Source organism: Actinoplanes oryzae, assembly GCF_030757795.1.
Classification (GTDB): Bacteria; Actinomycetota; Actinomycetes; order Mycobacteriales; family Micromonosporaceae; genus Actinoplanes.
In genome coordinates this window covers 44,715-67,404 of record NZ_JAUQWH010000021.1, presented here as the reverse complement: position 1 = coordinate 67,404, position 22,690 = coordinate 44,715, and the positions used below count along the sequence as shown (strand labels likewise).

Sequence of the window (22,690 nt, the reverse complement as noted above, 5' to 3'; positions counted from 1 at the left end):
GCAGTTCGTGGCGCAGTCATCGGTGCCGGTTGACCTTGCCTCCGCGGCCCATCATGTCCGCAAGGTCGTGGGACGGGAAGCGACAACGGACTGGGCTGGGGCGGGTGGCTTCAAGCAGTTCGTGACAACCATCCAAAACGACTCCCTGGTGCTGAATCCACGTCATCCCGGCTGGCTGCTCGACCCGGCAAGGCACGAACTGGCTCAACCGGCGACCGTGCCGGAGATCGCCGAACGAGTAAGCCGGGTCGTCGGAGCGCCACTGATCGACACTGACACCTACCGGGCATTGTTCCAGTCAATCGCTGCAGAGGGACGCGCCGACCCAGACCTCCCACAGGCCCAGGCGGAGGAGGTGATCCGAGAGGCATGCAGCCAGCGCGGACACAAGGTCACCAGGAATGTGATCCACTTCGTGCTCATCGGATTGCAATACAGCCAAGTCGACTGGCGCGAAACGCAGCACGACGCGGCGCACCTCGCGGCAGAGTTCGCCGGCAACGTGCTGCGCCTGACGATCAACGCCCGTATGGAGTTGTCGGACACCGAACGCAACGAGGTACGCGCATGGATCGAGGGCGGCTGACGCCCGCCAGTTGAACCCGGCGCGTCAGCGGCGGCAGGCGTTCGGGGTGTCCAGGGCATGGTCATTTCGATCTAGGGCGCCTCAATGTGCTTGCTCGCCGCGCGGGAGCTGGGCCGTCCGGGGGGCGCCAGCCAGTTCGTCGAGGTCATGCGACTCGTTGATCTGAGATCGCATTAGCAGAATGCCCGACCCTGGGGTGTAGCCAGATCCCGAGCCCGACACATATTGTTATCTAGTGGAAGCAAAGAGTAGCGAGTGGGTCTCGCTGCCCGACGCTGGCGATGGTCGTAGTCGACACCGTACCGACCCGAGCCGTCCGGGATGGACGTTGTGCGAACGGCAACTGCCGGCCGAAAAACAGCCCGTACCTCGGGAACAAGCCGGCTTCCCGTGCGCGCGATGTTCGGCCCGGTTCACTGCCCTCGCTCCGATCGGGATGGCGCCGCTGAGCGCACCGGCTTCGCGACTACCGCGTCAGCGCGCGAAGTCACCTCAACCTGCGCATGTCGAACGCCGGCCGGTGGCACGCACTCGGACCCGCGAACGCGACCCGAGCCCACCGATCGACCCGCCTCGGCCGCCGACCATCGCTAAGACCTCCACGAATCCCTGGCGCACAACGGGCTGGGTCATCCTGACAGAAACCCCAGGTCACCGCGTCTTGCATCAGCCATATCCGGGCCTACGCCTACGGGCGATGTGCGGACGCCGCTTCTTGCCGACCACCCCGATCTGGCCCCGACGGCCGCCCGGAACTCCCTTGTGCCGCGAATGCAGCACGATTCGTGCCGCCGCCCTAGCCGAACGACAGGCGCCCTCCCGCACCACACCGGCAGGCCGCCGGCGAGCAGGCGACATTGCCGAGGCCCGTCTGCAGGTAGTACGCGGAGGTCTACCCGGCCTGGGGCGTCGGCGATAGCCGGAGGTGGCGAAGATGTTCAACCCCTGGCTCGCCGCCAAACGGGCTCTCGCATCCCTGCGCCCGCCCCCGAATTGGTTTCTCGGCAGACCGCAGCGCGCGACGATCGCCGCGGTCAACCCTGCCGGGTACATCCTGCTGATCGACTACACCAACGGCCGGGACTGGGTCGACTTACCTGGCCGCGAACAGGCCTGGATCAACCTGTCGACTCGAACGGCCGACGAACGGCCAAGTGACGAGGACCTGACCGCGGTCGATGTCGAACTGGCCAGACGGCGGCTTCTCCGCACTCAACCTTGGGGAATCGACACCGAGGGCCGCCTTTGCGCATCGGTGATCTCGGCACGCTCCTCGATCAACAACAACGAGTAGCCCGGGCTTGGTGTTAACCCCCGTCGTCCCCGGTCGCCCCCAACCGGCACCGACCGAGACGGCCTGGGTGTCGCAGGACCTCCGGGGATCAGGAAACCGCCGCCGCCCGGGCCCGTTCGAAGTGTTGCTTATGGCGCCAGCTAGCGATCATGTCGGTGAGCAGCGAGACAAATTCGGCTCGCCGCTCAGGGATCATGCCGGTGGGTGCGGGCGCGGCCAGGGTGAGCTCAGCGGCCTACGGAGCACAGGCTCCAGCGTGTCGACCGAGAGACGACCACGGTCCATCAGTCGCGCATATTGGCCTGCTCGTCGATGTTCCAGATCGCCTCATTGACTCGGCCTTCAAGAGGTTCGAAGAGGTCTTCTAGTATGGCGAACTCGGCGAAGAGGGTATCTCGGTCGGTCACCTCGCGAAGCGCTTCCGCTCGTTCAACCCAATCTCGAAGGCTTTGCATTGTTATCGGTAGCCGACGGGAACGCAGCACTTCCGAATCGAAAATCGCGTCCACGTCGCCGTCGTCGATTTGCATTAGCCGGATCGCGTCGCCTGGTTGCAGACGACGCGCGTTCTCTTCTATGTAATTCAGGCCCGAGAGCATTTCTTGTAGGCGCAGGCTGAGGTGATCCGCTAAGGCATCTTGAAGGGCGGGTAGGTCCAATCCGATCTCTTCTCGCAGTTTAGTCGCTGCGAGATGCGGAATCTCGAATGGATCTCCACTTCTCCAGTTCGGCTGAAATCTCGCGAGCTCAGGACCAACGGCGTCAGCCCCAATCACGCTTCCAGGACTGTACAGATCTAGAACGGAGCAAGCGACATCAAAGTAGATCAGCACCGCTGGCAATAGGATCTCTATCCGGTGATGGTCGCGGTGATACGTCTCGTTGCGATAGGCGTGCAGCTTTCGGAGGACTGGAACGAGCGTGGCGGGCAGCGCGTCCTTTTCGACGAGGAACTCCGCCTTTCTCAAGAAATCGCGATCGATCTTCTTTCGGTCAGCCTTGGAAGTGACCGATGGTTCCAGTCGCGCAATTTCCTGCTCAAGTTGCGACTCGGATAGCTCATTTGCGAACTGTCGCTGCAGGCGAGTCCCATTTTGTCGCCATCGGCGAAGCCGGTAAAGACCTTCCAGTTGGTCGAAGTTGCGATGCTCCCACCGGAGGCGCTGCTCTACCATTCGATGCATGATCAGTTCGACAGCGCTATCGAGAAGAATGTGCGCCAACCTGAGTTGCGGGACGCGGCCAACCTTGATGAGGCGCAGTACCTCATCGAGCTGCACAATCACGAACTCAAGCTGTCGCACTGTCGCCCCCGGTACCAACATCTGATGGAGCCAGTGTCGACGAATGCGAGCGTAATTCCCACTGACTTTCCGCCAAGGCCAGCTTTGTCACGAGGTCGAAGACCGCCAGGATCACCGACACGCGCGTCGCAGCGATTGGTGACCCGGCTGCGCACGAGCCCTTGGGCGTCGTGGAGGTCAGCGAGGCATTCAATTGCTCGGTCTGGCGAGTCTGTCGATGCGCGTGATGGCCAGCGCGGCGCCGTTACCCTGACCTCGGTGATGAGGCGGTGTCGCGGCGCCGTCTGGAACTGGCGGGTTTCTAGTCGCGCAGCCAATGGTCGTTGTCGAGCCAGCCGATTTCGATGAGGTCCCGGATCAGCCATCGATACGTCAGGCTGGTCGCCGGGCCGTCAAGGTGAAGCGGTAGATCCAGACTTTGGAGGTCGTCGGGGCCGAACGCCGTCCGAGCTCCGCTGCGGTGCTGTTGGCCGAACTCCCAGAACGTGTGGTCGTCGTCAGCCAGCTGCAGGTCAACTGTCGGAGCGGCGCTGCGCCCGGTTGCCGGGTCCGATGCCAGCCGGATGAGCATCTGGATGGGGTAGTCCTCCTCGGCGGTAGGCAGCTTGACGAGCCCGTCGACGCGTACGGGGAGCGTGCTGTAGAGGCCCAGCGCGTCTCCAAATTTGGGGAACGAGGTCTCGGCGAGTTCCCGGTAGCCGACGATCGCCGCGCGCACGATGCTCGTTGCCAGTTCCAAGGCCAGCTCAGGCGAATAGCGGTGTGACATCCACCGGCCTCCTGGCTGATCGCCGCGCGGCCATGGCGGCAGAAGTGAATCCCCAGGCTGGCCGTCCAACTGGTCGGAGAGCCAGCGAACGTCGTGGGAGTCCACGTCGTTGCCCCACGAAGCGTGCACTGATCTGTTGACCGTCTCCATCCACTCAGCCACGATCTCCCGCACTGCGCGTAGGTCGATTTCTCGTCGCCCCGAGGACCGCTGGCGCTTGTGGGCGAAGGCGGCCAGTTTGTAGAGCCGCTCGCGCGCGAGTACTGAGGTCGGCGGGATGGGGAGTCTGCGTCGCTTGATGGCTTCTTTGAGCTGGTGCCGTAACTCTTCGCGGGCGTGCAGCCAGCGGCCGAAGTCGGAGGTGGGAAAGCGCCGTAGGGTCGAGCGGTGCCATGACCCCAGTGAGGGTCGGGGTTCGGTGAGCAGGATGACGTCCGGCGGCGGTAGCTGATCGCGGGAACGCGCGAGCGTCACGTAGCCGTGCCCCAGATGGGCTCCCCACTGCACGAGCTGCCCGTCGCGGTGCCGGGCGAGTGTCGGAGCCAGCGGCCCCAGCCCGGTCAGCAGGGCTTGCTCCGCACCGCGCAGCCATCGGACAGCCCGGACCGCGAGCTCCTGCCCGTCCGCGGGCGCGTCGGTGGGGTCACGGCGGGTGATCAAGGCGGCGATGGTTTCGTCGGACGCGCCATCGTGGGTTTTGTCGCCGGTGGCGTCGGCGACCTGGTCGAGTACCCAGAACGCCGCCCCAGGGTTCGCCTCAGCCAGCCTGATGAGCAGTGCCTCTTGGTCCTTGTCGGTGGCGGCCGAGAGCGCCAGGGCGATCGCATATCGCCAGCGCGGGAAGGCCGTCGCCGCCGCGATCGTCTCCAGGTCGATCAGATCTTCCCGCAGCGCTTCGGCTCCGAAGTACTGCTCGAACACCGGCAACGCGAAAGTTAACCCGCTGCGGTCGGCGACAACAAGGTCGGTGGCGGTGAGCCGCTGGACACGCGGCAGCGGTCCGAAATCGGTCGCCGCGACCGGTTCGGACTGCATGAGGACGCGGATCGCCAGCCGTGCCAGGTCGCTCCACGTGTCATCAGAGACCTCGATGTCCCGGCTGCGGATGACGTCCTCCGCGAGGCCGGCCAGCAGTTGAGCACGGGTGACTGGTGCATCGCGGCCGGCTTCAAGGCGTGTGGCCAGCCCGAGAGCGGTCAGCGGGCTACTGAGCAGCTGGGCCTGTTCGGTGGTCCACCGATGCCAGGCCACCTCGCGGCCCAAGGCGAGCTCCATCAGCTCGGCGCCGCGCCACACCGGCCACGAGTCGACAAGGAGCCGCTCTTCGTCGGGAACCTGGATATCAGGGCGAGCCGTCGCGAGCAGGCTGACGGTAGGCCACACCTGCACAAGCTGACGGGCCTCGACGAGCAGCTGATTCGCCTCGCGGATGCTGACACCGTCGAGGTCGTCAAGCACGACGCGGCACGGTCGAGTCGGCTCGCCGCCGAGCTCGGACACGACCGCCGATTCCAGGCTCGCAGTGACATGCCGGGCGGTGAGGAAGACGGGGATCTCCGTCTGCTCGTCGCCCGCAGCATCGAGGAGGCCCTGTTCCCACCAGCGCAGCGCCAGCTCGGTCTTGCCCGCGCCAAGCTGGGCAATCAGGACTCTAACCTGGCCCGGCTCCACCTCGAGGGCCGGTCTATCGGTCGTCGCCATCCAGGCGAGCACTGCCGGTCTGCGCGATGCTCGCACGAACGGTGTCACGTGGGCGAGACGTAGACCATGGCCTTTGCGAGCGGCGAGTTGCCACGCTTGTACTCGGGTGCGCATCCGCGGGTTGAACGGTACGACCGCACTGATCTTCTCGATAGCTTCTGCGAGGTCGACCGGGCCGATTGCTGCTTCGGCCTCGTCGTCGCTGATCGTGACGGACTGTCGGCCGTGTTCGTAGGCGGCGACCTGACCGCGTTTCCACTCCCGCAGCATCTCGGCGGGGTACTCGTCGGGGAACTGGTCAATCTCCAAGGCGTGGAGAAGGCATAGGAGAAGCAGGTTGCTCGCATCCCGGTTCTGCGCTGCGCTCATGTCCGGGTTCCAGCGCGGGCCGCCTTCACTGCGGGCGTGAATGTGAGCGATATTGCTGTTCAAAGCATGTTGGCCGGTCTCTGAGTTCACTTTGAACAGCCCGGCGTGACAACCCGGCTTCGCGCACTCGACAGCGGCGGCGTAGAGCAGCTTGACGGTTCCGAGCGAAGGCTTAGGGTGCTCGATCGGCTTGGACGCCTGGCCGGAACGCGTGCTCACCGTTGCATTGTCGCAGCGGCAGTGACGGGCAAACGGACTGGTCCAGGCTTCCGTCCGGGCCGGCTCGGCACCCAGATCGTCACAGGCTCACGCGAACGGCGTCCAAACCCGAGGTCGGACAACGCCTTCCACCTCTTGCTCGTCGAGGTCAGTTTCCAATGCCGGCGGAGGTTCTCGACGAGCGCCGCGGGGCCGGGATGAGTGGTCGAGGCACGGTCGTCCGGGTGAAGCGTCGGCCCGAAGGAGTTGCGCATGATCAACGCGTCGCCTGCCAGCCGACCCCGTCGGCCGAACCCCGTGGGGGCGGCCTGGCCAGCCTCGAATTGGGCGAATCAGCATGGCCCGCCAAGCCGACCCGGCCACCCTTCGGGGTGCAACACCACCCCGAAGAACGTTTCCGCAGCTCAAGCGACGTATCGCGAGCATCACGAAATGGACATTCTACGCGAATACCATGTCGTGGAGCTGAGGGGACTCGAACCCTTGACCCCCACACTGCCAGGGCGGGACTCGCCCAAGATCGCTAACCTGCAAGCACTTGAGCAGCCGAAACGTCGATCGATTCCCCGTAAGTCCCCGCCACGTCCCGTGCTCGACCGCTCCGTCTGGCACGAATTTGGCACGGGCGCGGACGCCCATGGCCATTACCGTGGTCGATGTCCTACCGCTGACCAGCCTGAGTCGGAGAAACCGAGTTGGCATCTGAGCGACGGCAACGCAAGCGAGCAAGGCGGGCGGCCGGCACGCCGGAACTTCCGGCCCCAACCCCTGCGGAAGAGACGCCACGAAGATCTACCGCAAAGCACTGCGAGCGGTGCCAACGAGGCTGCCGATCGGAGAAGCCTCCGTACGGGTGGATCTGCAAGGCCTGCGCGGACGAGCTTGATCGTTACTACGTCATCCTGCTCGGACTTCATGGCGGCAACCTTGCCGAGGCATACACGCACGACCTCCAGCGCGGGATGGTCCCCAATCTTGGCGCGCCGGCACGTCGACGGCACTAACCCGCTTTAGGACAAGGAGACAGCCTGCCCTCGTCCATGGCAGTTCATCTGCTGTCTTGCCCACCTCCTCACCACGCCTGATACCCCCAGATCTCACACACTGGTTATGTCGACCCCGGCAGAAATGATTGCACACAACATAGAAGTAACCGCTACCCAGATGGCTGCTTTACTACTGCGCGTTTCATGCATACGAACCAGTACAGGCTCTGCCTCCAGCGGTTCACTGATGACATTTGATCCCAAGCCAACCGACGCAGTAGTGCGCGTTTTTGCAATAACTGCGACCCCTCTATGCCAACCGAACCACGAGAAAGCTTTCCCCCAGAAATGCCCTTCGGCGTGACAGCCAAATAGAAGACCCGTTGTGAAGTTCTTGCAATTCGTTGAGTTCTGAGTGGTGAAGCCGCACACAGTGGGAGCCTCGAACGCCAGAAGCCAGCAAGGAATTGCAATAGCAAGGGAAGCTGACCATCCCAGCATTGGCCAATCGTGGTTGATTAGTGAAATAGGAAAAAAGATGACTGCTGCGGGTATAGAGAGAAGGATGGCACCAGCCTTATACCTTTTCGGGATAACCCGCTGAGATGCCCTGTTAGCCCTCGCCATACATCGAGAGTCGCAAGTATCTTGTACGCATGGCTAGGTGGCATGGTTATTGATATTGTCTGGCTTCTGTCCTTGACGCTTAGTCGGCCAACAAGCTATGCAGCTTGCGAGAGCGGGCAAAAGCTGTCAAGCACTTCTTGACGACGCCTCAGGCGCTACTCAGGAGGGCACCGGGGCCGGCGGTGCGTACCCGGTGAGGGCAGGCCACCGGCCTGCCCTTGACCCCCTGCCCGAGAGGGGCGTAGAGGCTCCGAGGTCAAGGGCGGCCGGGTTGTGGCCGTCGCTTGCGATGCGAAGCGCCCTTGAGCTTGGAGAAGCGGCCCGGACACACTCGCGCCCTGGCGGCGGCGTGAGCGGCCCGTCTCGGGTCTTCGCCATTGCGGAGGTCATCCAGCCGCGCTACCGGCTCATGATTCTCCTCGCCGCCTTCGCCCAACTTCGCTTAGGTGAACTCGTCGCTCTCCGTCGTAGTGACATCAGCCTGCACCGTATGGAGCTTCGGGTCACGCTGGCTACTGTCGAGATGGAAGACGGCAGCCAGCTCGACGGCGACCCTAAGTCAGAAGCGGGTAACCGCCCCATCAGCCTGCTGGCCGGGCTGAAGGAAGACATCCAGGACCACTTGAAGCGGTTCGCCCAGCCTGGCGCGGAAGGCCTTCTCTTCATTGACCCGCAGGGCGGCATTCTCCGCCGGCGCAACTTCAACCGGACATGGCGGGCAGCACTTCACAAAGCCGGTATCCCGGCCACTCTCGACCTCCACCTGCATGACCTGCGGCACACAGGTAGTACGTGGTCGGCACAGAGCGGAGCGACCCTCAAAGAGCTGATGGCCCGTATCGGCCATCCCAGCACCCGAGCAGCCATGATCTACCAACACGCCAGCAGGGACAGGGATGATGCCATTGGCGCCGCCCTGGACGCGCTCATCGTTGAGGCTCGCGAGCAGGTAACTTCATGATCTGGCACAGATCTGGCACAAAAGAAAACACCCGGACCGAAGTCCGGGCGTTTCTCCAAGGGTGGAGCTGAGGGGACTCGAACCCCTGACCCCCACACTGCCAGTGTGGTGCGCTACCAGCTGCGCCACAGCCCCTTGCCTTGCTGCTGTCCCCGGATCACCCGGGCACGGAAAGAAATATACACACCCTCGCCGGGGCCCCCGGCACGGGGTCCCCCCGCGAGCCGCTGCAGGCTGCAGCCGATCGGAGCGAGGCCCGGCGGGGTCAGTTGAGCGAGACGTCCGGCGGGAAGTGCGCCACGGCGGCGAGGATGTCGCCCTGGCGGCGCAGGACCATGGCCCACAGGTCGTCGGGGCGGTTGACGAAGGGATCGCCGGGGAGGGCGTCGAAGACGAACCACGAGCCGGCGGCGATCTCGTCCTCGAGCTGGCCCGGGGACCAGCCCGAGTAGCCCGCGAAGACGCGGATGCCGGCGACGCTCTCGCGCAGCCTGTCCGGGTCGGCGGACAGGTCGACCGTGCCCAGGGCGCCGGAGACCTGGTGGAAGCCGGAGACCCGGCGCTTGACCTCGGGCCGGGTGCGGGCGAGGCAGATGGCCGACTCGGGCTGGACCGGGCCGCCCTCGAAGAGAACCGCCGGGTCGCCGGCCAGCTCGCCCCAGCCGCCCAGGACGTCGGCCACCGGCACCTCGGTGGCGCGGTTGAGGACGACGCCCAGGGCGCCGCCTGTTTCGTGGGCCACGAGCAGCACGACCGTGCGGTCGAAGTTGGGGTCCTTGAGGGTGGGGGTCGCGACCAGGAGCTGACCGGTCATCGACTCCACCGACCGACCTCCGATGCGCTGCTCTTCACTGAACACAACAGCCTCGCCTTCGCGCCATGCTTGGACATTAGCTTGCAGTCCGGCCAGCGATAAGGCCTGCGCGAGAACGGGGCGGAGATCGACGCCAAAGGCGGATAAGAACGGTGACGGGGTCACGACAAGTGGCTGGCGGGTCACCCGTACGGGGAGCAGGCTGCGGGGATGACTGTCCTGCGTCCCTGGCGCCGGGCGACCGGCCGCCGGGTCTCCTTCATCAACGGGTACGACCTTCCGCACTCCGTACGCTCGCCGGGCGGCAAGGACGTCGAGGCCGGGCTGCGGCAGTGGTTCCGGATCAACGCGCGCCATCCGAAGGCGGCCGTGGCCATGCCGTCGGTCGTCGTCGGCGACCTCTGGCAGCTCTTCTCCCGCCACACCCGCGACTACGACGAGTTCTGCACGAGGGCCCTGGGGCGGCCGCTCCCCTACGCCCCGGTGCCGGACGATCCCGGCCGGCTGGGGCTGACCTGGCGGCTGGCGCGGGAGGACGAGCGGCTCGGCTTCGACGGCCTGCCGCTGCTCTTCCGGCTGGACGCCCACCTCGGCGTGCCCGGCGGGCGGCGCTATCTGGCGGACTGCGGCGGGCGGGGGCAGTGCTACGAGCAGCCCGGTCTGCTCTGCCTGGGCCATCTCGGGGGTCCGGGGCGCAAGGTCCGGGGCGACTGGCGGCCCCCGGAGTACAAGCAGACCGAAGGCGAAATCCCCGGGGGAATGTGAAGGGCCCCCACCGCGTGCGGTGAGGGCCCTCGGAACCACTGGACTACTTGGTCAGCTTGACCGTGTGCACATAGGTGGCGGAGCGGTTGCCCACCTTGTCGTACGCCCAGTAGGAGACCTTGAGGGTCCCCTTGGCCAGGCCCTTGACGGGGATGCTCCAGGACGCCTTGGTCGTGGTGACGACCTTGGCCTTGGCGTTGGCCACGCTCAGGGACGAGGCCTTCACCCACTTTGCGCCGTTGTAGTAGTACCAGGTGCCGGACCGCTGCTGGACCAGCTTGACCTGGACCTTCGCGACCCCGACGCCCTTGTCGGCCGCCTTGCCGTGCAGCGTCTTCCAGGAGGAGACGTGGCCCGGCTTGGCCGGCTTGGTGAGGCTGACGGACGGCTTGTAGTAGTCCTTGAGCACCTTGACCGTGCCCACGGTGACCGTCTTGCCGGCGCCCGTGGCGTTGTACGGCGTGACCTTGACCGTGTACGCGGTGTTCTTCGCGTACACGTGGCTCACCGTCGACGACTTCGGCGAGACCGTCGAGGACTTGCCGTCGCCCCAGTTGACCACGAGCTTCGTGACGTCGGGGGTGATGCCCTTGACGGTCACGGTCACCGGCTGCGAGAGCCAGGCCCAGGTCTTGCTCAGGCCGAACTTGCCGGGCTGCGCCGTGACGGTGACCGTGGCCGAGCCCTGGAACTCGGCCTTCGAGCCGTTGCCGGCCTCGTCGGTCAGCGTGATCACGACCGTGAACTTGCCGGCCTTGGCGTACGTGTGACCGTGGTCGCCGTAGATCGTGTCCGGCTTGGTGCCGTCACCCCAGTCCACGACCTTGCGGATCTTGTCGGCGGCGGTGACGTCGTCGCTGACGGAGAGCTCCTTGAGCGACACCGTCTGGCCGGCCCACGCGGCGTTCGACCGCAGCTGGTACGTGCCCGCCGGCGCGGTCGTGTCGGCGACGCCCTGGGTGGAGCGGGGCGTCGCGTCGGCCGTGATCGGCGAGTACTTGGCGAAGTAGTTGACCAGCATCGTCAGGTCGTTGTCGCCGGTCGTGATCTTGTCCGTGCCCTGACCCAGGGTCGTGAAGTTGTCACCGCCGGCGGCGAGGAACGAGTTCGACGTCACGCGGTAGGTGCCGGTCGGGTTCAGGACCGTCCCGTTGAGCTTCAGCGACGCGGCGATGATCTTCTCGCCCCGGGGCTTCGCCGGGTCGTACGAGTAGGTCAGGCCCTTCGACGAGCCCAGGTGCAGCACCGGACGGGAGGCCCCCGCCGGCTGCCACTGCTCCTCCAGCACCTGCTTGATCTGGGCGCCGGTGAGCGTCTGGGTCACCACGTCGTTGGCGAACGGCTGCACGGCGAACGCGTCGGCGTACGTGATCGTGCCGTCCGTGCCGAACTTGAGGTCCGCCCGCAGGCCGCCCGGGTTCATGAAGGCGATCTGCGCGCCGCCGCGACCGGCCGCGCTGGTCTGGTCGAGCTGGACGTCGGCGATGAAGTTGCCGAGCACCGACTCGCTGCCCCGGTCCTCGGAGACCGTGCCGTCCGTGCCGGTGACGTACGCCCGCTTGATGTCCGCCGTGATCTTGCCGAGCGGCTGCTTGCCCAGCTCGGTGGCGGTCGCCTTGGCCTTGGTCACGATGTCCGCGACGGCCGGGTCCGGGGTGTAGCCCTTGACGTCGAGCAGCTCGGCCGTCGACTTGGTGACCGCCTTGGTCGCCGGGTCGTAGGTGAGGACCGCCCGGCCGACGCGCAGGCCGTAGTCCTCGGCCTGGATGACCGGACGGGTACGGTCGGTGCCCGGCACCGGCACCTCGAAGGCGTACGGCTGGTGGGTGTGCCCGGACAGGATCGCGTCGATGTCGGCGCTGACCCGCGTGAAGTCGCCGAAGACCGGGTCGGCCTGCAGCTTCGCGGCGGAGTCGATGTTCTCGGCCGCCGCACCCTCGTGGGCGAGCAGCACCAGCACGTCGGCCTCGCCGTTCGCCTCGTTGCCGTCGGAGAGCTCCGCGGCGACCTGGTTGGCCTCGGCCACCGGGTCCCGGAACTCGACGCCGGCGATGCCGTCCGGGCTGACCAGCGACGCGGTCTGCTCGGTGACGACGCCGATGTAGCCGACCTTGACGCCGCCGACCGTCTGCACGTCGTAGCCGGGCAGGACGCGCTTGCCGTCCTTGTAGACGTTGGCGCCCAGGTAGGGGAAGGTCGCCCGGTCCGACACGCGGCCGGTCAGGTCGGCGAGCCCCTTGTCGAACTCGTGGTTGCCGACCGCCGAGACGGCCAGGCCGCCCGAGTTCAGCGCGTCGATCGTCGGGTTGTCGCCGTCGATCGCCGAGATGAAGGTCGACGCGCCGATGTTGTCACCGGCCGAGACCCAGGCGGTGGCCGGGTTCTGCGTACGCAGCTGGTTGATCATGCCGACCAGCTGGGCCGCGCCGCCGACGGGCTGCCCGTCCACGGTGCTCGGCGACTCGAGCCGGCCGTGGAAGTCGTTGACGCTCAGCAGCTGCAGGTCGACGGGCGTCTGCGCGGCCGCCTTGGTGTTCAGGCCCACCACGACCGGGTCGTGGTCGCTGGCCCGGTACGGGTCCGCCGAGTAGAACGGCGCGTAGCCGTCGTACTGGAAGGAGAACGACTCGACGGAGTTGATGTTCCAGATGTCCACGCCCGTGACCCGGTCGGCCAGGGAGCGGGTGGCCAGCGCGTGGTCCAGGGAGCCGGACTCGCCGCCGAAGACGTACGAGTTCTTGTCCTTGTTCAGGTCGCTGAAGCCGGCGTCGTAGAGCACCTGCAGCGGGTCCTCGTGCGTGTAGGCGTTGAAGTCGCCCAGCAGAATGACCTTGTCCGTGCCGCTGCTCTTCTCGACGTCCTCGACGAAGGCGGCCAGCGCGGTCGCCTGCCGGACCCGGTCGCCGTTGAACGCGCCCTGCCCGTCGCCCGTGTCGGCGTTGTCGCCGGTCGCGGCGTCGGAGGTGCTCTTCGACTTGAGGTGGTTCGCGATCACGGTGAAGTCGATCGACCCGGACGTGAACGTCTGGGCGATCGGCTCGCGGGCGTTGAACCACACCGACTCGTCGTTGACCGAGCGGGAGGCGCCCTTCGGGGTGGCCTTCGCCGGCTTGTAGATGATGGCGGTGGTGATGACGTCCTGCTGCGCGGCGCCCGGGAGCTCGGCCGGCGTCCGGACGTAGTCCCACGTGCCGGCGCCGTCCTTCGCGTTGAGCGCGCCGACCAGCGTCTGCAGGGCCAGCTGCGGGTCGCCCTCGAAGCGGACCGAGTTCTCGATCTCCATGAGCGCGACGACGTCGGCGTTCAGCGCGCTGATCGCGGAGACGATCTTCGCCTGCTGCTTCTCCAGCGCGGCGGCGTCGTCCGCCCCGCGGGCGTCGCCACCGAAGTGGACGAAGTAGTTGAGCACGTTGAAGCTCGCCACGCGCAGGTCGCCGCCGACGTCGACCGGGCCGGCCGTACGCGGATTGGTGTGCGCGAAGGTGAAGCCCGCGGTCTTCCACGTGGCCGCGCTCACCGGGGTGACCGGCTGCAGGCGCCACTCGCTGAAGCCGTAGCTGAACACCGTCGCCCCGAAGGTCCCCACCTGGTCACCGACCCGGAGCGGCTCCTCCTTCGAGAAGTACGGCGGCGCGCCGGTGAGCGTGGCGCTCGACCCGTCGTCGAGCACGACCTTGTGCAGAGCGTTCTCGCTCTTGACCTTCGCGGCGGCGGCACTGCCCGGCTCGGCCACGTCGGTCGGGATCCGCGCCGGCGAGGTGCCCGCGGCGAGGTCGATCTCGCCGTACCGGTTGGTGTCGTAGACCTCCGAGACCGTGTACGTCCCGGCCGGGGCGACCAGCATGCCCTCGAGCGACTCGCGCGCGGCGGCGTCGAGCGGCAGCGTGAGCGCGACCGGCTCGGGCAACTTCGCGTCGCCGTCGCAGACCTGTACGTCGGCGAGCGCGCCGGGGGTCAGCTCGGTCAGCCCGTTGAACTCGGTGACCGCGCCGGTGACCCGCACGGTGTCGCCGATGGCGAGGTTCGTGCCGGCGGCCTTCGACAGGTAGACGAAGATCGCGTCCGACGGGGTGGCCGCGGTGACCGGCCGGTCGCCGCCGGTGCCCGCCGTCTGGACGTAGATGCCGTTGTAGCCGCCCGTACGGTGGTCGGCCGTCACGACGCCCTGCACGGTGACCTGCTTGCCGGCCAGCGGGGACGTGTCCGTGGTGCCCTGCACCTCGGCGATCGTGTTCGTCACGGCCGTGCTGCAGGCCGGCGCCGGCTCCCCCGGCCCCTCGCCGGTGTTCTTCACCCCGAAGCTGCTGGTGGCGGGGCCCGTCCAGGCGCCGTCGATCTTCTGCAGCGACTGGCCGGCCGGCTCCGCGCCGGTCTCGGACACGCCGATGTCGACACTCGCCTGCCCGGCCGCCGGGCCGTTCGCGGCGGTGAAGGAGCCCTCGTAGCTGAGGAACTCGGCGACCGAGCCGTCCGGCTTGACCAGCGCCACGCCGTCCGGCGAGCCGTTCTGGACGCCGTTCGCCGGGTAGTTCGCCACGGCGATGCCGGTGCCGCTCAGGGCCGCCGCCGTGCCATAGGTCGACTTGTTGTCGCCGTTGTAGAGAACAAGCGACCAGCCGGCCAGGTCGAACCCGGCGGGCGCCTCGACCTCGATCGCCTCGCCGCTGTCGGTGCCGGTGTTGTCGTAGTGGATCTCGCTGATGAACGGGGTGGCGTCCGCCGCGAGCACCGGATGCCCGGTGAAGGTCAGGCCGACCGCGGTAGCGACGGCGGCCGCACCCAGGGAACGCGCGGTGAAACGCGTTTTGGGTAGATATCGACGCATCGAGATTTTCCTCCGAGGACAATGGATCCCGCCGGATCGTAAACAGAGGCGATTACTCGCAGGTAACGCCACGACGATCGGCGGCCCAACAGACCCCCCGGGGTCAGCCGAACGTCGACTATGGAATCGTCATCCTCAAGACACGATCCGTAGTTTTTTGTCCCGATCTGGCCTGTGCCGCAGAGGTCCGGTTATAGTGCCGTGCTGCTGCCATCGCCTCGGAAAGGGACCCCCGTGGATCGGCTCTGGACCCGCACCGCGACCCGCGCCGCCTCGGTCGCCCTGCTCCTCACCGGCCTCGCCGGCGGCGTCTACGTCGGCCAGCAGCGCGAGCTGTCGACCGACGCCACCCTGGCCAGCAGCACAATCCTGATCCAGGACGCCGACATGCAGCTGCTCAAGGAGCGCCAGAGCGAGCACGCCGCCGCCCGCGCCCTGCAGCGCCAGGCCGAAGGCATCGCCGTCAAGAAGGCCACCGCCGCCGCGAAGAGCGCCGCCGCCAAGGCCCGCACCACCGAGAAGAAGGCCATCGAGAAGAAGAAGGAAGAGGAGGCCAAGAAGGCCGCCGAAAACGGCGGCCCGGTCCCCTACGACGGCCCCATCCCGAGCTCCTGCAACGAATACAGCGGCGCCCGCCAAACCGGCTGCGCCCTCATGCTCGCCGCCGGCTTCGGCATCGCCGAGTTCCCCTGCCTCAACGAGCTCTGGGACCACGAAAGCGGCTGGAACTACAAGGCCGAGAACACCGGCTCCGGCGCCTACGGCATCCCCCAGGCGCTCCCGGGCAGCAAAATGGCCTCCGCCGGCGCCGACTGGAAGACCAACCCGGCAACCCAGATCAAATGGGGCCTCGGCTACATCGAAGGCCGCTACAACACCCCCTGCGGCGCCTGGTCCAACTTCCAGAACAACGGCAACTACTGACCCCGCTCAGTCGGCCGCGGGCAGAAAATTGATGGTGCCGCCCGATGCGGTGATCGTTCCGGCGATGGTGAACGTCACCGTGTCCTCGTACGGATAGGTGCCGCTGCCGAAGCTCGACACCGACTTTCCGGTGACCGTGGCCGTCCCGTACTGAACGTTTGTCAGGATCGCGCCACCTTCGTCCACCCTCAGGTCGTACGGCGGGTATTCGTCGATCTTCCAGCGGACGTTGCGGACCTCGCCGAAGGAGTACGACGAAAACGGACAGCCGACCGGCGCGAGAACCGGCTGCTCGGCGCAGTCCTCCAGATACGCGCGGATCTGCTGGTCGACCGCTTCACGAGCGCCGTTCTTGACCACCGGTTCCACCAGCACCGAGGCATATTCCGTGTCGGAGACCCCGACGTGGACGACGGACTCGGTGGCTTCGAGCAGGGGCTGCTCCGGCAGCGTCACCCGGTAGGACCCGGGAAGCGCCGGGAGCGTATTCCGGCCGTACTCCGATGCGGCGAGCGCAACAGGTGTCCCTGCCACAAGAACGGAGTCCACACCGCTCGCTGCCACATCGAGCGGGAAGACGCCGCCGTCGATGCGCCAGCGGTAGAAGATTCCCGCCGTCGCCTCGGCGTCGCGTACCAGCGAGAATTCCCGCCGATGGCTGGTGCCACCGACCCGGAATTCAGCCTCGACTGTCGCCCGGTCCGCCGTGACCTCGTACGCCCCCACGCGTACATCGGAAGGCGGGGTATAGCCGCCGGAGCGGAGCACCGCCGTGCGCAGCAGCGTCGAGTCCCCGTCCGGGGCGACCGCCAACCGTGCGATCGCCGCGTCCGCGTCGCGGTCGGCGAGGGCCTCGAAGAAGGCAACGACCGCATTCCCCGGCCGGAAGTACCGCCCGTCGACGATTTTGAGACCGGTCACCGACACCAGCAATGCGGCGAAAACGGCCAGCAGGGCGACAAGCCTTCGAGGAAAGCGCTGCGGCTCGGGCAGGAAAGGAGGTTCGCCGGGAGGCGGCGGCTCCGCTTCGACAGGGGTTGTCAACGACCGGCCGCAGTGCGAGCAGAACCGGTCCCGCTCGTCGTGCGGACTGCCGCAGCCGGCGCATGCGAGGACCGGAGCCTCAAGTGCCTGGCCGCACCGCAGGCACGATTCCTGCCGCGGCATGGCGACCGTCCGGCAGTGCGGACAAGATGTCAGCGTCGGCATCTCACTCCCTCACCCGGCGTACGGCGAATCGGTCAGCAGGACGGGAAGCGGCAAAGCCGGGGCATCCTCGTCCGGAAGGGCATAGTCCCGACCGGGTTCCTCCAACCGCTCCAGACGCAACTCGTTCGGCGGATGTGCCGCGCAGATCGCCGCCACCCAGCCATTACGCCCGCCCTCGAACGAGCGGCGGAAACGCGCCAGCACCCGCCGCATCCCGGCCCGGTGGCCGGCGAGGACGGCGCCTTCGTCGGCCCGGTATTCGGCCTGCCTTGAATCGGCGGCCTGCATCGGCACCACGACATAGCGCACGGTCAGAAACACCGGCCAGAACGCGAGCCACACCAGGAACCGCAGCACGGAGTTGCGGGCCCGGGCGTGCAGCCAGCCGCCGCCCGCCTGCACCAGATAGAGGGGCAGGGCGATACCGCGGACGAAGACCGCCGACAGCGGATCACCGTTGCGCCAGTGCACCAATTCGTGCGCCAGGACCGCGGCGATCGGGTCGCGCTCGTAGTTGAACTCCTCCAGCAGTCCCTGGTTGATCACCAGGTGCCGGGTGTACGCGTACGCGTTGGGCTCCCGGCTGTCGTCGATCAGCACCGGCGGATGATTCGGCAGACCGAGCCGCTGCGCCGCCTCGGCCACCAACGGCATCAGATATGCGATCTCCCGCCGGCTGAGCCGCCGCGCACCGGTGATCGCGAGGATGCGTCGCTCGAACACCACCCGGTAGCCGGTGTAGAGCAAGCCGACGACGACGCCCAGGACGACAGAGCCCAGCACGGTGGCGAGCCCGTCCAGCACGCCGTCCTGGAACGGGCCGATGAAGACCCAGATCAGCCCGATCACGAACCCGAGCACAGCGCCGAGCAGGACACCCAGAAGGGCCGCCTGCACCCCGCTGGAACGCAGCAACACATTCTCCATCGCGTCCCCGAGCAGCGGCACGTCGCGGATCTCTTGGGGCAGGGTGTTCTCGCCCTGCACCCCGCTGTAGACGAAGGCCGTCACGCCGGCACCGACCGCCAGGATCGCCGCCGAGGCCAGCGCCGCGGGAACGTAGAGCCACGCCGCGACGAACGCGGTCAGCACACCCCGCGCATTACGCAGCACGCCGTACCGGAACCACATCAGCACGCTCGGAAAATTGTTCGGCCGCCCCACGGTGGCCCGCTCCGCCAACCCCGCCCCGGCCACACTCTCCGCGATCACCGCCGCCGCCACCTCACCATCAAGACAATCAATGTCGACCGCAGCGAGTATGGTCCACAGGGGACCGGCGCCGCCGCCCCGTTTTCGCGAACGGAAAGGAGCCGGTTCGTGCGAGTGAGCCTGCGGCTGGACGGCGGTGGCAACCCACCCGGCCCGGAGATGCGCAACCTTTCAACGGCCCTTGACAGCCACCCCCACCTGCGCGGTCGCACTCAACTGGGCGCCGAAGGCCACCACGCCCCCGGCCTCAACGAGACGCTGACGACCCTCCTCGTCGACCTCAGCCCGGCGGCCCTCGGCGCCTTCTCCACCATCGTCCTGACATGGATCCGACACCGCACCGGCACCGCCCGCCTGACGGTCCGCCGCCCGGACGGCGCCCGCCTCGAGCTCTCAGCCCAACGCGTCCGCAACCTCAACGCCGACCAGCTGGCCACCCTCGCCACCCAGCTGACGGAGGCCCTCACCCCCACGCCCCCACCCCCGGACGGCGCCCAGCCCACCCGCGCCGGCCAACTCACCGCACCCACCAACCAGCCCGAGCCCCCGACCCCGACATAACCCGGTCACCCACCCGCCGCGATAGCCGTAGCCAGCGCCCATCGCCAAACCGAAGCGAAACGCCCGGCGCGCCCGCCCAACCCGGCCCACGCCCCGCCCCGCCCCACCGAACACCAGGCACCCAGCCCCGAAGCGCAGTCGACCGCCCACCACTGACCCTTCGGTCGGGATGACCGCTCTTCCCGTGAGCGCCAGGCGCGCAGCGCCGAAGCGCGGCCGACCGCCCACCGCAACGGCCCCACATCGCGCAACCACCGCACCGCGGGGCGTCCGGGGGCTCGGCCCCCGGAGCAGATATGACGAGAGGCCCCGGTTCGCGCTTTCCGCGAACAGGGGCCTCCGCCTCTCGTGGAGGTGCCGGGAATCGAACCCGGGTCCTTCGTTGTTTTGTCAGGGCTTCTCCGAGCGCAGCTCACTGTGCCTCTACTCGGCCCCACCGATCACGTGAGCAAGTTTGGTGTGACGGGCCCAGTCGCTGATTGATCTCGCCGCACGGTCCCCGCGACCGGGACCGGTTGGCCAACCTCCTAGCTGATGCCGGAGATCTGAGCCGGAGGTGTGCTCAGTCCGACACGTTCGTTACTCGCCTCAGGCGGCGAGAGCGAACGAAGAGCGCTTGTTATTGGCGCTTATTGGTTTCCGACGACCGATTCTCGAGACGACGTCGGCTTCCTCGGCTCGCTTCCCCTGTCTCCACGTACGAAGTCGAAACCAGTCACCCCCTCGTAGGGCCACCATGCGGCGGCCGTACAAGCGTAACGCGTCACGGCCCGTAGGTCATTCCGGTATCCCGGGTGGCGCGCACCTCACTCGCAGGGGCGGCCCGCGATGCTGCAGGAGACGGGTGTGACCTTGCCTTCGCTGGACTTGCCGGCCGAGAAGCCCGCGTCGACGGACCTGCCGGGCTCCAGCGGCCCGCCGGTGAACGTGACGGTGTCGCCCGAGGTGGTGGCCTGGGCGTTCCAGACCGGGCCGAGGCGAACGTCCGCGCGAGACGGGAAGGTCACCGTGACGGACCATGGGACCGACTTGTCGCCCTTGTTGCGGACGGTCAGCCAGCCGATGAAGCCTTCGCCCCAGCTCGCCCCCGTCTTGTACGTGGCGGTCAGCACAACAGGCGCCGCGGAGGACGGCGTGGGCGACGGGGTGGGGCTGGCCGAGGACCGGTCCGGGGTGGGGCTGGGGCTCGCGCTCGCGCTGGGCCGCTTGGAGATCTCCGAGGTGGCGGCCAGGCTGACCTTCGCGGGCCGGGACGACGGCGGCGGGGTGGGCGTCTCGATCACCGCGGCCGGGACCACCGAGGCGGCCGTGGTCGGGACGACGAGCTTGGGTGAGCTGTCCTTCGTGGGCCCGGCGGACCGGATCGCCACCCAGGCGACCATCGCGATGAGGAGCGAGGCTGCCAGGATGATCAGCGAGTAGCGGGGCAGGCGGAGGACGGGTTGCTGCTTGCCGGGCAACGGCGATCCCTTCGGCGCGGGCGGGAAATCGAACCGCGGCGAGGTTACCCGCCAGTCGGCCCCAGCGCCACGGCGGCCCGGAAGCAGCAAGGCCACCCGGCCCGGAAGCAACGAGACCACCGGCCCGGAAGCAACGACATCACCGGCCCGGAAGCGGCGAGACCACCGGCTCGGAAGCCGCGTGACCACCGAGCCCCGGAAGCGGCGAGACCGCCCGGCCCCGGAGCAGCGAGGCGACTCGTCAGTCCATGCCCTTGCTGCGCCGGCCCAGCGCCCGGTTGATCTCCCGGTTCGCGTCCCGCGTGGCGAGGTCCTGCCGCTTGTCGTACGACTTCTTGCCCTTCGCGACGCCGAGCTCCACCTTGGCGTACCCGTTGTCGAAATAGACCTGGAGCGGCACCAGGGTGACGCCGTCGTCGCGCAGCTTGCCCATCATCTTGTGGATCTCCTCGCGGTGGAGGAGCAGCTTGCGGGTGCGGCGCGGCTCGTGGTTGGTCCAGGTGCCCTGCGTGTACTCCGGGATGTGCATCCCGTGCAGGAAGATCTCGCCGTTGCTCTCGTGGCCGAACGCGTCAACGAGCGACGCCCGCCCGGCGCGCAGCGACTTGACCTCGGTGCCGGTCAGCTGCATGCCGGCCTCGTAGGTGTCGAGGATCGTGTAGTCGTGGCGCGCCTTGCGGTTCGAGGCCACGACCTTACGGCCCTGTTCGCGCGGCATGACTCACTCCTTGGAAGGGCCGAAAAGACCATCTTACCCAGGAGCTAACAGAGGCAGCTCGGCAGCAGATTCAGGGGATTTTTCGGTACGCCGCCGAACCGCGTCTCGAAGTGCAGGTGGAACCCCGTCGACGCGCCGGTCGTGCCGACCCGCCCGATGACCTCACCCCGCCGCACGTACTCGCCGGGGCTGACCAGGATCTTCGACTGGTGGCCGTAGCAGGTGCTGAAGCCCGAGCCGTGACTGATGCACGTGTAGTTGCCGTAGCCGCCCGCCCAGCCGGCCTGGATGATCCGCCCGCTCTCGGCCGCGCGGATCGGGGCCCCGCCCGGCGCGGCGATGTCCGTGCCCGCGTGCAGCTGCCAGACGTGGTAGTACGGGTCGTACCGGGAGCCGAAGTCGCTCGTCTTCCACCCGTGCACCGGCATGAGCAGCTTGCCGCCGGAGTAGGTGGAGGTCGTCCCGCCGTTCTTCTCGTCCCAGCCGCGCAGCGCGTTCTGGATGCGGGCCTCCTCGGCCTTCGCCTGCTCGTACTTGGCGAGCACCGCCGAGCGCTGGCTGCGTGCGACCCGGAGGGCGTCCTTGCGGCTCTGGGCGAGCTGAATCACGGCGGCCCGAGCCCGTATGGCGGCCGCCTGCGCGTCCTTCGCGGCGTCGAGCTTGTCGACGGCCTCCTGCTCGGCGGCCTCGGCGGCGCGGCGGGCGAGCCCGGCCTTGTCCTGAGCCGTACGAGCGGCGCGCCGAGCCAGCATCAGCCGTTCCACGTCGCCCTGCTGCTTCTGCATGACCTGGTCGACGAGCCCGAGGCGGTCCATGGCGTCCTGGGGGCCGCGCGCGCCGACCAGCACGTTGAGGCTGGCGAAGTTGCTGCCCATGTACGAGGCGGCCGCAATCTCGTCGACCCGCTCCCGAGCCATGTCGACCTGGGCCTGAGCGGCGTCGAAGGAGCCGACGGTCTCGTGGTACGCGGCCCGGGCGGCATCGGCCTTGCGGCGGGCCGTGGAGGCCTGTACGGACGCGGCGGCGACGACGCCCCGGGACTTGGCGACCTTCTCCTGAGCGGCCGGGAGGGCGGCCGTGGCAGCCTCCAGCCGGCGCGCGGCGTTGCGGGCGGTCACCGTGGCGTGTTCGAGGATGGCCTCGGCGCGGTCCACGGCCTTGCTCGCCTTCCGCGCGTCGCCGGGCGACGGGTCGGCGTGGGCGGCCCCGGGCGCCACCAGTGCGGGAGCCGCGAGGCAGCACACGCTCAGGCACGCTGCCAGCGCGGCACGGAACCGGCTGCGTCGATGGGACCCCACGAGGAGTCACCGTACTCTGACTCTTGGTATCTATGCGGCCAAATCACCCAGAACGCGCGGCTTTCGGCCGAAACGACGATCGCCGCGC

15 protein-coding genes, 1 tRNA gene and 1 other RNA gene are annotated in these 22,690 nt (G+C 67.7%); 6 read left to right on the top strand and 11 right to left on the bottom strand.

All coding sequences use genetic code 11. The features are described from left to right. Positions 1 to 22 precede the first annotated feature (22 nt). Positions 23 to 586, top strand: coding sequence for a hypothetical protein (locus tag RBH18_RS10280; RefSeq protein ID WP_306206178.1), 564 nt, complete (start codon positions 23 to 25; stop codon positions 584 to 586). A gap of 934 nt (positions 587 to 1,520) precedes the next feature. Beyond that, positions 1,521 to 1,880, top strand: coding sequence for a hypothetical protein (locus RBH18_RS10275; protein WP_306206176.1), 360 nt, complete (start codon positions 1,521 to 1,523; stop codon positions 1,878 to 1,880). Positions 1,881 to 2,164: 284 nt separating this feature from the next. On the opposite strand, the gene RBH18_RS10270 is transcribed toward RBH18_RS10275, so the two are convergent. Beyond that, positions 2,165 to 3,166, bottom strand: a complete 1,002-nt coding sequence (locus tag RBH18_RS10270; RefSeq protein ID WP_306206174.1) for a hypothetical protein — start codon at positions 3,164 to 3,166, stop codon at positions 2,165 to 2,167. A 319-nt stretch (positions 3,167 to 3,485) separates the two neighbouring features. Further along, the gene (locus tag RBH18_RS10265) at positions 3,486 to 6,242 is read right to left on the bottom strand and encodes an NACHT domain-containing protein (protein WP_306206172.1); all 2,757 of its coding nucleotides are present in this window, start codon (positions 6,240 to 6,242) and stop codon (positions 3,486 to 3,488) included. Between the two features lie 1,962 nt (positions 6,243 to 8,204). Between RBH18_RS10265 and RBH18_RS10260 the strand changes: the two genes are divergently transcribed. Next, the gene (locus RBH18_RS10260) at positions 8,205 to 8,816 is read left to right on the top strand and encodes a tyrosine-type recombinase/integrase (protein WP_306206171.1); all 612 of its coding nucleotides are present in this window, start codon (positions 8,205 to 8,207) and stop codon (positions 8,814 to 8,816) included. Positions 8,817 to 8,878: 62 nt separating this feature from the next. Here RBH18_RS10260 and RBH18_RS10255 read toward each other — a convergent pair. Together RBH18_RS10255 and RBH18_RS10250 are read right to left on the bottom strand one after the other, a co-directional pair. Continuing rightward, a tRNA-Ala gene (locus RBH18_RS10255) sits at positions 8,879 to 8,951 on the bottom strand. Positions 8,952 to 9,081: 130 nt separating this feature from the next. Then, positions 9,082 to 9,630 carry a YqgE/AlgH family protein gene (locus RBH18_RS10250; RefSeq protein ID WP_306206169.1) on the bottom strand — a complete coding sequence of 183 codons (549 nt, stop codon included), beginning with the start codon at positions 9,628 to 9,630 and terminating at the stop codon, positions 9,082 to 9,084. A 210-nt stretch (positions 9,631 to 9,840) separates the two neighbouring features. Here RBH18_RS10250 and RBH18_RS10245 point away from each other — a divergent pair, with 210 nt between their 5' ends. Next, on the top strand, positions 9,841 to 10,395 hold the full coding sequence (locus tag RBH18_RS10245; protein WP_306206167.1) for a glycine-rich domain-containing protein: 555 nt from the start codon (positions 9,841 to 9,843) through the stop codon (positions 10,393 to 10,395). 43 nt (positions 10,396 to 10,438) lie between these two features. Here RBH18_RS10245 and RBH18_RS10240 read toward each other — a convergent pair whose 3' ends face one another. Further along, positions 10,439 to 15,220, bottom strand: a complete 4,782-nt coding sequence (locus RBH18_RS10240) for an ExeM/NucH family extracellular endonuclease (protein ID WP_306206165.1) — start codon at positions 15,218 to 15,220, stop codon at positions 10,439 to 10,441. A 234-nt stretch (positions 15,221 to 15,454) separates the two neighbouring features. Between RBH18_RS10240 and RBH18_RS10235 the strand changes: the two genes are divergently transcribed. Next, entirely contained in the window at positions 15,455 to 16,144 is a 690-nt protein-coding gene (locus RBH18_RS10235; protein WP_306206163.1) for an aggregation-promoting factor C-terminal-like domain-containing protein, read from the top strand. A gap of 6 nt (positions 16,145 to 16,150) precedes the next feature. On the opposite strand, the gene RBH18_RS10230 is transcribed toward RBH18_RS10235, so the two are convergent. Together RBH18_RS10230 and RBH18_RS10225 are read right to left on the bottom strand one after the other, a co-directional pair. Beyond that, complete coding sequence (locus RBH18_RS10230) at positions 16,151 to 17,353, bottom strand: zinc ribbon domain-containing protein (RefSeq protein WP_306206162.1); 1,203 nt, start codon at positions 17,351 to 17,353, stop codon at positions 16,151 to 16,153. A 9-nt stretch (positions 17,354 to 17,362) separates the two neighbouring features. Then, positions 17,363 to 18,577 carry a M48 family metalloprotease gene (locus tag RBH18_RS10225; protein ID WP_306206160.1) on the bottom strand — a complete coding sequence of 405 codons (1,215 nt, stop codon included), beginning with the start codon at positions 18,575 to 18,577 and terminating at the stop codon, positions 17,363 to 17,365. A gap of 96 nt (positions 18,578 to 18,673) precedes the next feature. Between RBH18_RS10225 and RBH18_RS10220 the strand changes: the two genes are divergently transcribed. Next, a complete protein-coding gene (locus RBH18_RS10220) occupies positions 18,674 to 19,126 on the top strand; it encodes an effector-associated constant component EACC1 (protein ID WP_306206158.1) in 453 nt (150 codons plus the stop codon). 346 nt (positions 19,127 to 19,472) lie between these two features. Here RBH18_RS10220 and ssrA read toward each other — a convergent pair. The 4 genes from ssrA to RBH18_RS10200 all read right to left on the bottom strand — a co-directional run bounded on the left by ssrA (position 19,473) and on the right by RBH18_RS10200 (position 22,602). Next, positions 19,473 to 19,849, bottom strand: a transfer-messenger RNA (tmRNA) gene (ssrA, locus tag RBH18_RS10215). 83 nt (positions 19,850 to 19,932) lie between these two features. Further along, positions 19,933 to 20,586 carry a cellulose binding domain-containing protein gene (locus RBH18_RS10210; protein ID WP_306206156.1) on the bottom strand — a complete coding sequence of 218 codons (654 nt, stop codon included), beginning with the start codon at positions 20,584 to 20,586 and terminating at the stop codon, positions 19,933 to 19,935. Positions 20,587 to 20,827: 241 nt separating this feature from the next. Continuing rightward, on the bottom strand, positions 20,828 to 21,304 hold the full coding sequence (gene smpB, locus RBH18_RS10205) for an SsrA-binding protein SmpB (protein WP_305789589.1): 477 nt from the start codon (positions 21,302 to 21,304) through the stop codon (positions 20,828 to 20,830). A 44-nt stretch (positions 21,305 to 21,348) separates the two neighbouring features. Continuing rightward, the gene (locus RBH18_RS10200; protein ID WP_306206154.1) at positions 21,349 to 22,602 is read right to left on the bottom strand and encodes a peptidoglycan DD-metalloendopeptidase family protein; all 1,254 of its coding nucleotides are present in this window, start codon (positions 22,600 to 22,602) and stop codon (positions 21,349 to 21,351) included. Between the last annotated feature and the right edge of the window lie 88 nt (positions 22,603 to 22,690).